The organism is Bacillus thuringiensis (genome assembly GCF_001182785.1).
In the GTDB taxonomy this organism is placed as follows: Bacteria; Bacillota; Bacilli; order Bacillales; family Bacillaceae_G; genus Bacillus_A; species Bacillus_A thuringiensis_S.
Genome location: NZ_CP012099.1, coordinates 335744 through 349854 on the forward strand (window position 1 = coordinate 335744; position 14111 = coordinate 349854).

Below are 14111 nucleotides of genomic sequence, written 5' to 3' on the forward strand. Positions count from 1 at the left end.
GAGGAAAAGAAAATGAAGAAAATTTTAGCATTTGCATTATCAGCAATTGTAGGAGTCTCAGCATTAAGTGGCTGCTCAAGTGGAGACACGGGTGCAGGAGCGAAAGAAAAAGTAATTCGCGTCGGTGTAACTGGAACGGATGGAGACGCTTGGGAAATTTTGAAGAAAAAAGCTGAAAAAGAAGGGATTAAGATTAAACTGGTGGAGTTCTCTGATTATACAACTCCAAATAAAGCTTTAGCTGATGGAGATATTGAATTAAACTCATTTCAGCATATTGCTTTCTTAGAGCAATTTAAAAAAGAGCATAAGTTAGATATTACAGCTGTTGGTACAACGCAAATTGCGCCAATGGGTTTATACTCTGAAAAATATAAGAAGGCAAATGAAATTCCAGATGGTTCAGAAATTGCAATTCCAAACGATCCAACGAACCAAGCACGTGCATTAAAACTTCTTGATGCAGCTGGAGTATTAAAGCTTAAAAAAGATTTTGGCTTATTTGGAGATCCAAGCGGCATTGCTGAAAATCCGAAGAAGTTAAAAATCACGCCGGTTATCGCACAGCAAACACCTCGTGTGTTAAAAGATGTAGCGGCATCAGTTATTAATAACGGTGTTGCTGGTCAAGCTGGATTAGATCCAGCGAAGGATCCTATTTTCTTAGAAGATCCAAAGAATGAAAATGCGAAGCCTTATATTAATATTTTCGCAGCTCGTACGAAAGATAAAGATGATCCAACACTGAAAAAAGTAATTGAATTGTATCATTCAAAAGAAGTAACAGATGCAATTAAGAAAGAAACGAATGATGGTTCAATTTCAGTTGATCTTTCACTTGAGGAGCTTGAAAAAATCGTAAAATAATGATTGGGTTTAATGGACTAACAGAAGGAACCCCTCCGCTGTTAGTTCGTTCAACATATAATCTACTTAACAAACGAACCCTAATTCTGTACCTTCCAATTTTGTATAACGTAGAATCCAATGTTTGTTAAGTAGAGTAATGGACCAGGAGTTTTCCTGGTCTTTTTTTATGAATGAAAGTAGCTAGCGAACAGTAAGGTAATCCAAATTATAATGGGATAAGAAAATAAGCTGAAAAGGAGTGTAATTACGAATTGCTTTTGATGAATTAAGTGTTTTTTTGATAAAACAAAGAAAATAGAAAAGAGAGTAATGAAAAATGCTGATATTACGCCGGGGTTATAGGAGCGATAAATGAAAAACAAAATAATATGTTGAACAGAGTTAAAGAAGATGGCCCCTTGTATAAAAATAATCCAGCATATAGAAGACAAGAAGTTAAGTTGATATAGAAAGACGATAAGTAATACAAAGATTGTTAATACGGAAATGGCAATGAAAAATTGTTGGCTAGTTATAAGGCGGATTGAAAATTGATTAGCAAGGTATTGTGGCATTTGGAAAGCTTCTTCAAGGTTATGAATGAAAAATAATAAGGGAATGATCCAGAGTATAGTAGTGGAATGCTTTTTCATCAACTTACATCACTCCAATAAAGTATAGAAAGCCTAAAAAAGGCCCTCTATACAGATAGTTATTCAATTATGATATTTTTTAAATTATTTTCATGATGCTCTCGTTCTTTCGGATAAGCAGCTAGCTCCTCTTGCAAAATATTTAATATTTGCTTAGCTGATTGCTGGATTGGATTAGGTAGCTCTTCTAATATATGCATCCCGACTTTTACTTTTGTACGAATTACCCTTCGTAGTAGTTCCTCATGCATGCACTACACCTCCAAACCGAATGTTTAGTATATCTTCTTCAAATTTTGCTCCTTGAATAGAAAGGTGTGTTAACGTTTTTGGCAATGTAATATTTCGTTTCACAGAGCCAGCTCGAATAATTAGCTCATCACCTTTTTGATTTAATGAAAGTTCACTTTTGTTTGAGAAGGGAATAGAAAGAATGAAAATATAATCATCGCCATCTTTTCTTACATATTGTGTGCGGCCGTTAAATTTCACTTCAGTAGGACAATGATCAGTTTTAAATAAAGCATCTCCTACACGCTCTAACATGGGTAAACCAACAACTTCTTGTTCAAACATTGGAGCTTCGTAAATAGGAAGTGGATCAAAACTATTTTGAATTAATGTTTTATATTTCTTTTGCGTATCTTTCCATGCTTGAAAATAAGGATCGGTGACGGTGTTAGGGATGACGCGATTAATCATAATGGCATCTACGTTATAATCGTATAAATTTAAATAAGTAAAGCTACGCTGAGCTTCTTTAATGACCATTTTTTCAGGATTTACAACGATGCGGATACTTGTTACTTCTCGGTTTGATAAAATATCTCTCATTTCTCCGAGCTGTTCAAGTGTATTTGTTAATTCGTCCATAATATCGTCGGTTGGAAGAGGGACACCAAGGAGTGGTTGAGCTACAGGACGAACGACTTTTAAAACTTTTCTTTTAATAGGAAACAATTTTTCCATCCACCAGCCGAGCATGTCTGGAAAGCTTAGCATTGCTAATGTTTCTCCTGTTGGAGCACAATCAATAATGATAACATCATATGTGTTTTGTTTATAATAATCGAGTACGCGAAGTAAGCTAATTAAATCTTCCATACCAGGAAACATCGTTAATTCTTCTGTTGTAATATCATCGGCTGCTTTGGAAGTGAAGAGTAGTGTAATATATTTCTGTAATTTTCCCCATCCTTTTTCCATCTCATAAATCGTATTAATTTCTTGTGCCCACAAATTTTCACGAATTTCTAATGGCTCAGAAGATAGCTTTATACCAAATGAATCTCCTAAACTATGAGCAGGATCTGTACTCATGACTAAAGTTTTTAATCCTTGTTTTGCGCTTTGAATTGCTGTTGCTGCTGAAATGCTAGTTTTTCCTACGCCGCCTTTACCTGTATACAAAATAATTCTCATCATTCATATCTCCTTTGTTTCGAATGTCGAATATTACGAGTGTCGAAGTAAATGATTGAATAAAAACCCAGATAGGGTTTTATTCAATCGGAATGTTTTTCATTTTAGGTGTAGAAACTTTTTCTTCTGTTTTTTGCTGTGACGTAGCAATGTGATTCATAATCTTTTGGAAGATTTGTAGTAAGAATGCTTTTTCTTCTTCTGACAATGCTTCTGTCACTAAGCTAAAGTAATGGGCTGCATTTTGTTTTACTTCTTGAACGAGCATTACGCCGTTGTCTGTTAATCGAATTAATACAATACGTCGGTCGTTTTCATCACGGTAGCGCTCAATATATCCCTTTTTTACAAGGCGATTTACAACGCCCGTCGTTGTACTCATCGGTATATCAAGAAGATCAGCAATTTTCGTCATTGTAATATCTGTATTTCGTTCCATCCAAAGTAAACAAAATACTTCTGTTTTAGAAAGTGTTAAATCTAGGCTTACCCATTCTTCAGGATAGAAAAGTTTCTTGGCGTTATCTAGCAGTAAGTCTAAAAAATGTTCATATTGCAACAATTAGTTCCACTCCCGTATATTTCGAGGTTCGTAATATTTGTTTTTATTTTATGTGGAATAGAAATAATTGTCAATATTTTTTGTTTGTTTTTTCAGATTAGACAGAAAACTATCTTTAAAATAGTATTCTTTTATGATAGATTTATAAATATAAAACTAGAATTTACATAAAAATCCATCATGGTAAATATACTTATCTATAATGGGTGTACAGCTAACGAGGAGGAGAACGATGAGAAGACGTAATACGCAAGCGTTCACATTTTTAGCATGGACTTCATTTGTTTGTGCGCTTTCAGGTATGCTAATTGGGATTTATACGTTAGATGAAACGCTTAGTGTAAAAGGATACTATTTAATTGGAACATTATTTTTAACGATGTCTTGTTTTGTGTTGCAAAAAACAATTCGTGATAACGAAGAAGATAACGAGAGATTCCCAAAAAATAAACCGTTAGATAAAGAGTAAATTGTAAAGAAAGGCATTTGCCTTTCTTTTTTTATGTAAAAATGGCGTAAGTACTCTGTGTTGACTTGCTTGAAGTACTGAAAATTTGGTATCATCAATAGTATTGTAGATTGAACGATATATTATGGAGGTGGCCTAGCCGTGTCAAGAATTTCCGTTGAGAATGTAAAGCACGTAGCACATTTAGCACGTCTTGCAATTACTGATCAAGAAGCAGAAAAATTTCAAAAACAACTAGATGCAATTGTTACATTTGCAGAACAGTTAAATGAATTAGATACAACAGATGTAAAACCAACAACTCATGTATTAACGATGAAAAATGTTATGCGTGAAGATGTAGCAGAAAAAGGTTTACCAGTCGAAGAAGTATTAAAAAATGCACCGGATCACAAAGATAATCAAATCCGTGTTCCAGCAGTATTAGAATAGAGGAGGGGAATTTCGATGTCATTATTTGATCATTCGGTATCAGAGTTACATAAGAAATTAAACAACAAAGAAATTTCCGTTACGGATTTAGTAGAAGAATCTTACAAACGTATTGCGGATGTTGAAGATAACGTAAAAGCTTTTCTTACATTAGATGAAGAAAATGCACGCGCGAAAGCGAAAGAATTAGATGCAAAGATTGGTGCTGAAGATAATGGTTTATTATTCGGTATGCCAATTGGTGTAAAAGATAACATTGTAACTAACGGTCTTCGTACAACTTGTGCGAGCAAAATGTTAGCAAACTTCGATCCAATTTATGATGCGACAGTTGTGCAAAAGCTAAAAGCTGCTGACACAATTACAATCGGTAAATTAAACATGGACGAGTTCGCAATGGGTTCTTCAAATGAAAACTCAGGATTCTACGCTACGAAAAATCCATGGAACTTAGATTACGTTCCGGGCGGATCTAGTGGTGGTTCTGCAGCAGCTGTAGCAGCAGGAGAAGTACTATTCTCTCTAGGTTCTGATACGGGTGGTTCTATCCGTCAGCCAGCTGCATATTGCGGTGTTGTAGGTTTAAAACCAACTTACGGACGCGTATCTCGTTACGGATTAGTAGCATTCGCATCTTCACTTGACCAAATCGGACCGATTACACGTACAGTAGAAGACAATGCATACTTATTACAAGCTATTTCAGGTATTGACCGCATGGATGCAACTTCTGCAAATGTTGAAGTTGGAAACTATTTAGCTGGTTTAACAGGCGATGTTAAAGGTTTACGCATTGCTGTACCGAAAGAATACTTAGGCGAAGGTGTTGGCGAAGAAGCTCGTGAGTCAGTACTAGCTGCTTTAAAAGTATTAGAAGGTATGGGCGCAACTTGGGAGGAAGTATCTCTTCCGCACTCTAAATACGCTCTAGCAACGTATTACTTACTATCTTCTTCTGAAGCATCTGCTAACCTTTCACGCTTTGATGGCGTGCGTTACGGTGTTCGTTCTGATAATGTAAATAACTTATTAGATCTTTACAAAAACACACGTAGTGAAGGTTTCGGTGATGAAGTTAAACGTCGTATTATGCTTGGTACATTTGCTCTTAGCTCTGGTTACTATGATGCATATTACAAAAAAGCACAACAAGTACGTACATTAATTAAGAACGACTTTGAAAATGTATTTGCTAACTATGATGTTATTATTGGACCAACAACACCAACTCCGGCATTTAAAGTGGGAGAAAAAGTTGACGATCCAATGACAATGTATGCAAATGACATTTTAACAATCCCAGTAAACTTAGCGGGTGTTCCAGCGATTTCAGTTCCATGTGGATTTGGTGCTAACAACATGCCACTTGGTCTACAAATCATTGGTAAACACTTCGATGAAGCGACAATTTACCGCGTTGCACATGCGTTTGAGCAAGCAACAGACTATCATACAAAAAAAGCAAGTCTGTAAGGAGGCGAGCATAGATGAATTTAGAAACAATTATTGGTTTAGAGGTTCACGTTGAGTTAAAAACAAATTCGAAAATTTTCTCTGCGAGTCCAACAGAATTCGGAGCGGAGCCAAATACACAAACAAGTGTAATTGACTTAGGATACCCAGGGGTGCTTCCTACTTTAAATAAAGAAGCAGTTAACTTTGCAATGAAAGCTGCAATGGCATTAAACTGTGAAATCGCAACGGAAACAAAGTTTGACCGTAAAAACTATTTCTATCCAGATAACCCGAAAGCTTACCAAATCTCTCAATTTGATAAGCCAATTGGTGAAAATGGTTGGATTGAAATCGAAGTAGACGGTAAAAAGAAACGTATCGGTATTACACGTCTTCATTTAGAAGAAGATGCTGGTAAATCAACGCATACAGCTGATGGTTCATTAGTAGACTACAACCGTCAAGGTATGCCTTTAATCGAGATCGTATCTGAGCCAGATATGCGTACGCCAGAAGAAGCATATGCATACTTAGAGAAGTTAAAATCAATCATTCAATACACTGGTGTATCTGATTGTAAGATGGAAGAAGGTTCCTTGCGTTGTGATGCGAACATTTCTCTTCGTCCAGTTGGACAAGAGAAGTTCGGTACAAAAGCGGAACTGAAAAACTTAAACTCATTCACTTACGTACAAAAAGGTCTTGAGCATGAGCAAGTGCGCCAAGAAAAAGAACTGTTATCTGGTGGTATCATCCAACAAGAAACACGTCGTTATGATGAAGCAACGAAGAAAACAATCTTAATGCGTGTGAAAGAAGGATCTGACGATTACCGTTATTTCCCGGAGCCAGACTTAGTTGAACTTTACATCGACGATGAGTGGAAAGAAGCAGTTCGTGCCTCTATTCCAGAACTTCCAGATGCGCGTAAAGCTCGCTACGTTGCAGAAATTGGCTTACCAGCTTATGATGCACACGTATTAACATTAACGAAAGAAATGTCTGATTTCTTTGAAGCAACTGTTGCAGGCGGTGCTGATGCGAAATTAACATCGAACTGGTTAATGGGTGAAGTACTTGCATACTTAAACAAACAACAAAAAGAATTAAAAGACGTTGCATTAACGCCTGCTGGTTTATCTAAAATGGTTCAATTAATTGAAAAAGGTACAATTTCTTCTAAAATCGCGAAGAAAGTATTTAATGAATTAATTGAAAAAGGTGGAGACCCAGAAGAAATCGTTAAAGCGAAAGGTCTTGTTCAAATTTCTGACGAGGGTACACTTCGTAAAGTTGTAACAGAAATTCTTGATAATAATGAGCAATCTATCGAAGACTTTAAAAACGGTAAAGACCGTGCAATTGGCTTCTTAGTTGGTCAAATTATGAAAGCTACAAAAGGACAAGCCAATCCACCGCTTGTTAACAAAATCTTACTTGAAGAGATTAATAAGCGATAATAGTAGTGACTTTTAAAGATTAAGCAGAAAAACACCCGTACATGGGTGTTTTTCTAGGTTAATCAAACGTTTGTTTAAATGAGACAAAATCGTTTAAACAAACGTTTGATTAACTGTCAAAAGTGGAAAAATGTTTGTATAGCAACTATGGTATGATAGTTGCAAAAAGGTGGGAATAATGATAAATCTAAACATAGAGGTTTTTTTCATCTCATGAAATAATAGATAGTTATTATTCGTTATATGTAAATTTTTATGGAAGAATGGATAGAAATAAAGTGAAACTTTAATCAGTAGGAGGTTCATCCAAAGCTGATTATTAGCCCACACCAATCGGGCATTTACTGCCCGCAAATAGCGGGATAAATTTTTTGGTTAAATAAAACAAAACCATTGAAATGAATATTTACTTTTGATGGACTACACGAATCGGGTTCTTACTGCCTGTTTGAGCGGGATAAAAGAAGGATAGCAAGATGAGAGGAGGTAGGCATGGGAATACTGAATAGAAGTTCGGTATGTTCTTTTTCGATACATAAAGAAATTTCCTGTGCTAATAAATGATGAAGCGAGCAAGAATTATTTATAATCCTACTTCTGGGCGTGAGCTATTTAAGAAGAGCTTACCAGAAGTATTACAAAAATTAGAACAAGCTGGCTATGAGACATCTTGTCATGCGACAACGGGCCCTGGAGACGCTACTGTGGCGGCGAGGCAAGCTGCGGATCGTAAGTTTGATGTTGTTATTGCCGCTGGTGGCGACGGTACATTAAATGAAGTAGTAAACGGTTTAGTTGGACATGAATTCCGTCCGAAATTTGGAATTATTCCAGTTGGAACGACAAATGACTTTGCACGTGCGATTGGTGTACCTCGTTCTATTGAAGAGGCAGCAGATATTATTTGCGAAGGAAAAACAGTGCCATTAGACCTTGGTAGAGCGAACGATACATACTTTATTAACATCGCTGGTGGCGGTCGTATTACAGAATTAACATACGAAGTACCGAGTAAGTTAAAGACAGTATTAGGACAACTTGCTTATTACCTAAAAGGTATTGAGATGTTACCATCATTACATCCAACATATGTTGAAATTGAGTATGATGGAAAATTACTACAAGAAGAAATTACGATGTTTTTAATTACGAATACTCGTTCAGTAGGTGGATTTGAAAAGGTAGCACCGTATGCATCTATTAACGATGGGTTATTCGACCTGTTAGTACTGAAAAAAGGTTCTATCGCTGATTTGATTAAAGCAGCAACACAAGCACAACGTGGTGAACATATTAACAACCCAAAAGTGTTATATACACAAGCGAACCGAATTAAAGTACATTCACCAGATAAACTAATGATTAATTTAGATGGTGAGTACGGTGGAGATGCACCGATGGAATTCGAAAATATATATCATTGTTTAGAACTATTTGTTCCTGAACATCAAGAGGATGCCCTGTAAAGGCATCCTTTTTTACTTTGTTAAAACGAATTGTAAATTGGGAGTTAGTTTGATTTTTATGGTATTTTTACAATTCTTTTATTTTACATCCATATTTTATTGATACACTGGAGGAGATAAGAAACGAGAGGTAGGGTGCTATGGAGAAGGTAAAAGCAATACTATTTGATAAAGATGGGACATTAATGGATTTTCATTCAATCTGGATAAAAGTAGCTGAAGAACTTGTAGCTGAATGTATAAGTTTATATCATTTACCAAGTACAATAGGGCAGACCTTATTAGAAGAGATTGGTGTAGAGGGAGCATTTGTTAATCCGAGGAGTGCAATAGCTGCTGGAACAAGCCTTGATGTAGCGAAGGGGCTTTGTAATTATATTGAGTCTGCTAGAGAAGAAGAGATGCATCAGTGGGTAAGTGAGAAGTTATTTTCCCTTATGTATGAGTATCGTTCGCATATGAAAATGACAGCGGATTTACCGAAAGTGTTACAGGCATTAAAAGATAAAGGATTTATATTAGGGGTTGTCACGGCGGACGATTTTGCACCGACAGAATTATTTTTAAAACAATATAAGTTGGAAAACTTTTTTGATTATATTATAGCCTCGGATACATTCCCGGCGCAAAAACCAGATAAAAAGATTATAGAAGTGTTTTGTGAGAAATTTAATTTAGAATCATGTGAGGTTGCGGTTGTTGGAGATACGCCAACTGATTTACATTTAGCCAAAAATGGCGATTGCTATGCAATTGGGGTGCTATCTGGTACGGGAGACCGTCCAACATTAGAACCACTTGCTGATTTAGTGTTAGATTCTGTTGGGGAGTTTATTTCTCAATCGGGTGAGTTTTTCTGGGAGAAAGAAAAGTCTAATGTGTAAGGAAAATAAGTCTATAAAGACTCTTAATGAGTCTTTATAGACTTATTTTTGTGCCTGGATACAAAGAATATAGGATAAATGCTAGAAAAGAAAGTTGGCATACATTTTGCAATAAAAAGAGAAAACAATGTAAAGAAAAGGATGGGGTACGCAATGAACACGAAAAAATTTGCTAAAGTAAATGAACAAATTCCAGGACCGAAAGCGGCATCTTTATTAGAACGCCGTCAAAATATAGTACCAAAAGGAGTAAGTAACGGCATCCCAACGTTTGTACAATCTGCAAATGGTGCTCTTGTAACAGATGTTGATGGCAATCAGTACATTGATTTTGCAGGAGCAATCGGGACAATTAACGTAGGACATTGTCATCCAACGGTTAAAGAAGCGCTCCATAAACAAGTCGATCAATACATTCATACTGGATTTAATGTCATGATGTATGAGCCATATATTGAATTAGCGGAAAAGCTTGCGGCATTGGCACCAGGAAGTTTCGATAAGCAAGTCCTCTTTTTAAATAGTGGTGCAGAAGCAGTTGAGAACGCGGTGAAAATTGCTCGTAAATATACGAAGAGACCTGGTATTATCGCATTTTCTAAGGGTTTCCACGGGCGTACATTAATGACAATGACGATGACAAGTAAAGTGAAGCCATATAAATTTGGGTTTGGTCCCTTTGCTCCAGAAGTATATAAAGCGCCATTCCCATACGAATACCGTCGCCCAGAGGGATTAACGGAAGAGCAGTATGATGATTTTATTATTGAAGAGTTTAAGAACTTCTTCATATCGGAAGTAGCGCCAGAAACAATTGCAGCTGTTGTAATGGAACCTGTTCAAGGGGAAGGTGGATTTATCGTCCCAAGTAAGAAATTTGTTCAAGAAGTACGCCGCATTTGTTCAGAGAATGGCATCTTATTTGTAGCGGATGAAATACAAACAGGCTTTAGTCGTACAGGAAAATATTTTGCAATTGATCATTATGATGTCGTTCCAGATTTAATTACAGTGTCTAAATCATTAGGGGCTGGTGTACCGATAAGTGGTGTCATTGGACGTAAAGAAATTATGAATGAGTCTGCACCCGGTGAACTGGGTGGAACGTATGCAGGAAGTCCATTAGGATGTGCGGCTGCATTAGCTGTTCTCGATGTAATAGAAAATGAGAAATTAAATGATAGAGCGATAGAATTAGGGAAAGTCGTAATGAACCGATTCGAAGAGATGAAAAATAAATATCATTGCATCGGTGATGTGCGTGGGTTAGGAGCAATGTGTGCATTTGAGGTCGTTCAAGATCGTAAGACGAAAGCACCTGACAAAACGTTAACGGCTAATCTATGTGCAGAAGCAAATAAGCGTGGGTTACTTTTATTATCAGCAGGAACATATGGAAATGTTATCCGTGTGTTAATGCCTTTAGTTATTACAGATGAGCAACTTGAAGAAGGTTTAACAATAATTGAAGAATCATTGCAAGCTTGTTATGAGCAAACAAACATCGCTCGCGTTTAAAAACTGAAGTATAAATAGCAAACATTCTAGCTGACTCTATATTAAATGCAGAAAATTCACTTTATAATAAAGGTAGTGAAGTGGATCGATGGATTTGAAGTTAGGGGGGGCTAGGATGGTTGCAGAAAAGGAACGAGTGTTAATGGATTTAAAAGATGTATTTGAATATGCGTTTGACGAAATTTTTGTTACAGATGAGCAAGGGATCGTTGTACGTGTAAATAGTACATGTGAAAGGCACTATCAACTAGCTGCAGAAGAGTTAGTTGGTAAGCATGTAAAAGAACTACAAAAGGATGGAATCTTTTATCCATCAGCGACATTAGAAGTGATTGAAAAAAAGAGGCCAATTGAACTCGTTCAAACTACAAAATCAGGAGAGTATTTACACGTTCGTACAAGGCCTGTTTTTGATGATGAGGGAAATTTAAGAAGAGTGATTAGTTATTCTCGGGACCTTACTGAACTCTATCAATTACGTCAAAAGGTAGAGGAAATGGATAATCAGCTAAAAACATATAAAAAAGAATTAAGAGAAACATATGAGCATGAAGGACTTATTTTTAAAAGTCTAGCTATGCAAAAAATAGTCGATACAATCAAAAAAGTATCTGTAGTGGATAGTACTGTTCTCGTTTTAGGCGAGACTGGAGTAGGAAAAAGTCGATTAGTACGCCATTTACATGAAGTGAGTCACCGTAAGAATGAAAGTTTCTATGAAATTAATTGTGCGGCATTGCCAACTAATTTAATTGAATCGGAGCTTTTTGGATATTCAGGTGGATCTTTTACAGGTGCGAATCGTGAAGGGAAAAAGGGACTATTAGAATCCGCGCATAAAGGAACTCTTTTTTTAGATGAAATCGGTGAAATGCCGATTGAAATTCAAGCGAAGCTTTTGCAAGTATTGCAAGAAAAAACATTTCGTCCTATAGGCGGAAGAGAATTAAAAAAAGTGGATGTTCGAATTGTGGCGGCAACAAATAGAGATTTAAGCGAGATGGTGAAACAAGGAACATTTCGGAAAGATTTATACTATCGTCTGAATGTCATTCCAATTGCAATTCCCCCGCTTAGGGAGAGAACAGAAGATATTTTGCCGCTTATTTATCATTACTTGCAGCACTTTAATAAAAAGTACGGACGTGATGTGAAACTAGCGCCGAGTACGTTACAAATGTTTGTTGGATATCCGTGGGAAGGAAACAATAGAGAAATAGAGAATGTAATTGAGAGAATTGTTATTACTGTCGATGATGTTGTAACGGTACAGGATTTGCCACTCTCTATGCAAGAGGCTGCAGTTGAACAATCGGGGCAAAGCCTTTATAAAATGCTGGAAGAGGTAGAGAGAAATATTATTCTTAAAGCGTATAAAACGTATGGATCAAGTTATAAAGTGGCTGAGTTTTTGCAAATTAGTCAATCTGCTGCTACTAGGAAAATTAAGAAGTTCATAGAGGAGGAAGAAAACATTGGATAAAAAGGCGACTTTCGTAAGTATAGATAAAAAGGCGATGTATATAAATGGTGAGTGGATTACACTACAAGAACAAATTGAAGTAAATAATCCTGCGACGAAGGAAATATTTGCAACTGTACCAAAAGGCGGAGTAACAGAGGCAAAGCAAGCTGTTGATGCTGCACATGAAGCTTTTAAAACGTGGTCTAAGTTAACGGCAGCAGATCGTGCCACGAAGTTAAAAAAGTGGTTTACGCTTATTGATGAAAATAAAGAAGAGATCGCAGCGATTATGACGAAGGAACAAGGAAAGCCGTTTGCAGAAGCGCTTGGTGAAGTAAATTATGCAAACAGTTTTGTTGAATGGTATGCAGAAGAGGGGAAACGCGTATATGGTGAAATGATTCCTGCTTCTCATCCGAATAAGCGCATTTTAGTTATGAAGCAACCAGTTGGCGTTATGGCAGCTATTACACCTTGGAACTTCCCAGCTGCTATGATTACGAGAAAGGTAGCCCCAGCGCTTGCAGCAGGCTGTACAACCGTTGTGAAACCGGCAAGTCAAACGCCATTAACTGCATTGAAATTAGCTGAATTAGCTCATGAAGCAGATATTCCAAAGGGCGTAATCAATATCGTAACAGGTAGTGCAAAAGCAATTGCTGATACATGGATGGAAGATGGTCGCGTTCGAAAAGTGTCCTTTACAGGGTCAACGGAAATCGGGAAAGAGTTAATGGCTAGTGCGGCGCAAACGATGAAAAAAGTTTCGCTTGAGTTAGGGGGACACGCTCCGTTTATCGTAATGAATGATGCAGATTTAGATAAAGCAGTAGAAGCGGTGATTGGTTCGAAATTCCGTAATGCAGGACAAACGTGTATATGTACAAACCGAGTATTCGTTCAAGAAGAAGTATACGAAGTATTTGTAGAGAAGTTCCAAAAGGCAGTAGGGCAGTTGAAAGTAGGAGACGGTTTCGGTGACGGAACGACTGTCGGGCCACTTATTGATGAGAATGCAGTTTCAAAAGTACAAGAACATATTGAAGATGCTATTCAAAAAGGTGGAACAGTTTTATATGGTGGTCAAAAGGTCGCAGAGTTAGAGGGACATTTCATTCAACCGACTGTAATTGGGTTGGCAAATGATACGATGCTTTGTATGAATGAAGAAACATTTGGGCCAGTGGCACCAGTTGCGAAATTTAAAACAGTTGATGAAGTAATTGAACGTGCAAATAATACACCATATGGTTTAGCTGCGTATATTTTCACGAAAGACATTAGCCAAGCATTCCAAATTAGTGAAGCGCTAGAGTACGGTATTATTGGTCTAAACGATGGTCTTCCATCAGTTGCACAAGCACCATTCGGTGGATTTAAAGAAAGTGGTATCGGCCGTGAAGGAGGCCATTTCGGCATCGAGGAATATTTAGAAATTAAATATATTTCATTAGGACTATAAGTAGTATACTAGAA

14 protein-coding genes are annotated in these 14111 nt (G+C 36.9%); 10 read left to right on the plus strand and 4 right to left on the minus strand.

What is annotated here, in order from left to right; genetic code table 11:
* The first annotated feature begins 12 nt into the window (after positions 1-12).
* On the plus strand, positions 13-867 hold the full coding sequence (locus AC241_RS01830) for a MetQ/NlpA family ABC transporter substrate-binding protein (protein ID WP_029441472.1): 855 nt from the start codon (positions 13-15) through the stop codon (positions 865-867).
* 167 nt (positions 868-1034) lie between these two features.
* On the opposite strand, the gene AC241_RS01835 is transcribed toward AC241_RS01830, so the two are convergent.
* The 4 genes from AC241_RS01835 to AC241_RS01850 all read right to left on the minus strand — a co-directional run bounded on the left by AC241_RS01835 (position 1035) and on the right by AC241_RS01850 (position 3486).
* A complete protein-coding gene (locus tag AC241_RS01835) occupies positions 1035-1502 on the minus strand; it encodes an HXXEE domain-containing protein (RefSeq protein ID WP_016083724.1) in 468 nt (155 codons plus the stop codon).
* Positions 1503-1561: 59 nt separating this feature from the next.
* Entirely contained in the window at positions 1562-1753 is a 192-nt protein-coding gene (locus AC241_RS01840; RefSeq protein ID WP_000544108.1) for a DUF3926 domain-containing protein, read from the minus strand.
* Positions 1746-2927 (minus strand): ArsA family ATPase, encoded by a 1182-nt coding sequence (locus AC241_RS01845; protein WP_002182396.1) that lies wholly within the window; start codon positions 2925-2927, stop codon positions 1746-1748. Before AC241_RS01845 ends, AC241_RS01840 begins: the two co-directional genes overlap by 8 nt.
* Before the next feature lie 76 nt (positions 2928-3003).
* Positions 3004-3486 carry a MarR family winged helix-turn-helix transcriptional regulator gene (locus tag AC241_RS01850; protein ID WP_029441474.1) on the minus strand — a complete coding sequence of 161 codons (483 nt, stop codon included), beginning with the start codon at positions 3484-3486 and terminating at the stop codon, positions 3004-3006.
* Between the two features lie 232 nt (positions 3487-3718).
* On the opposite strand from AC241_RS01850, the gene AC241_RS01855 reads away from it, so the two are divergent.
* The 9 genes from AC241_RS01855 (at position 3719) to gabD (ending at position 14097) form a co-directional block, all read left to right on the plus strand.
* The gene (locus tag AC241_RS01855) at positions 3719-3955 is read left to right on the plus strand and encodes a YiaA/YiaB family inner membrane protein (protein WP_001254393.1); all 237 of its coding nucleotides are present in this window, start codon (positions 3719-3721) and stop codon (positions 3953-3955) included.
* Positions 3956-4096: 141 nt separating this feature from the next.
* On the plus strand, positions 4097-4387 hold the full coding sequence (gene gatC, locus AC241_RS01860; RefSeq protein WP_016083721.1) for an Asp-tRNA(Asn)/Glu-tRNA(Gln) amidotransferase subunit GatC: 291 nt from the start codon (positions 4097-4099) through the stop codon (positions 4385-4387).
* A gap of 15 nt (positions 4388-4402) precedes the next feature.
* Complete coding sequence (gatA, locus tag AC241_RS01865) at positions 4403-5860, plus strand: Asp-tRNA(Asn)/Glu-tRNA(Gln) amidotransferase subunit GatA (RefSeq protein WP_000051441.1); 1458 nt, start codon at positions 4403-4405, stop codon at positions 5858-5860.
* A gap of 14 nt (positions 5861-5874) precedes the next feature.
* Positions 5875-7302, plus strand: a complete 1428-nt coding sequence (gatB, locus tag AC241_RS01870) for an Asp-tRNA(Asn)/Glu-tRNA(Gln) amidotransferase subunit GatB (RefSeq protein WP_016083720.1) — start codon at positions 5875-5877, stop codon at positions 7300-7302.
* A gap of 560 nt (positions 7303-7862) precedes the next feature.
* Positions 7863-8768 carry a diacylglycerol kinase gene (locus AC241_RS01875; protein WP_000977679.1) on the plus strand — a complete coding sequence of 302 codons (906 nt, stop codon included), beginning with the start codon at positions 7863-7865 and terminating at the stop codon, positions 8766-8768.
* Positions 8769-8908: 140 nt separating this feature from the next.
* Positions 8909-9652 (plus strand): HAD family hydrolase, encoded by a 744-nt coding sequence (locus AC241_RS01880; protein ID WP_050842435.1) that lies wholly within the window; start codon positions 8909-8911, stop codon positions 9650-9652.
* Between the two features lie 153 nt (positions 9653-9805).
* Complete coding sequence (gabT, locus tag AC241_RS01885; protein WP_001093019.1) at positions 9806-11170, plus strand: 4-aminobutyrate--2-oxoglutarate transaminase; 1365 nt, start codon at positions 9806-9808, stop codon at positions 11168-11170.
* A 115-nt stretch (positions 11171-11285) separates the two neighbouring features.
* Positions 11286-12653: a sigma-54 interaction domain-containing protein gene (locus AC241_RS01890; RefSeq protein ID WP_050842437.1), complete on the plus strand. Its 1368-nt coding sequence runs from the start codon at positions 11286-11288 to the stop codon at positions 12651-12653.
* Positions 12646-14097 carry an NADP-dependent succinate-semialdehyde dehydrogenase gene (gabD, locus tag AC241_RS01895; protein ID WP_029441477.1) on the plus strand — a complete coding sequence of 484 codons (1452 nt, stop codon included), beginning with the start codon at positions 12646-12648 and terminating at the stop codon, positions 14095-14097. The genes AC241_RS01890 and gabD overlap by 8 nt, the downstream gene beginning before the upstream one ends.
* Positions 14098-14111: the final 14 nt, after the last annotated feature.

Excerpts from the sequence above, each read along its gene's own strand:
- AC241_RS01830 (WP_029441472.1), top strand. The coding sequence starts at position 13 with ATGAAGAAAATTTTAGCATTTGCATTATCAGCAATTGTAGGAGTCTCA.
- AC241_RS01835 (WP_016083724.1), bottom strand. The coding sequence starts at position 1,502 with ATGAAAAAGCATTCCACTACTATACTCTGGATCATTCCCTTATTATTT.
- AC241_RS01840 (WP_000544108.1), bottom strand. The coding sequence starts at position 1,753 with ATGCATGAGGAACTACTACGAAGGGTAATTCGTACAAAAGTAAAAGTC.
- AC241_RS01845 (WP_002182396.1), bottom strand. The coding sequence starts at position 2,927 with ATGATGAGAATTATTTTGTATACAGGTAAAGGCGGCGTAGGAAAAACT.
- AC241_RS01855 (WP_001254393.1), top strand. The coding sequence starts at position 3,719 with ATGAGAAGACGTAATACGCAAGCGTTCACATTTTTAGCATGGACTTCA.
- gatA (WP_000051441.1), top strand. The coding sequence starts at position 4,403 with ATGTCATTATTTGATCATTCGGTATCAGAGTTACATAAGAAATTAAAC.
- gatB (WP_016083720.1), top strand. The coding sequence starts at position 5,875 with ATGAATTTAGAAACAATTATTGGTTTAGAGGTTCACGTTGAGTTAAAA.
- AC241_RS01875 (WP_000977679.1), top strand. The coding sequence starts at position 7,863 with ATGATGAAGCGAGCAAGAATTATTTATAATCCTACTTCTGGGCGTGAG.
- AC241_RS01880 (WP_050842435.1), top strand. The coding sequence starts at position 8,909 with ATGGAGAAGGTAAAAGCAATACTATTTGATAAAGATGGGACATTAATG.
- gabT (WP_001093019.1), top strand. The coding sequence starts at position 9,806 with ATGAACACGAAAAAATTTGCTAAAGTAAATGAACAAATTCCAGGACCG.
- AC241_RS01890 (WP_050842437.1), top strand. The coding sequence starts at position 11,286 with ATGGTTGCAGAAAAGGAACGAGTGTTAATGGATTTAAAAGATGTATTT.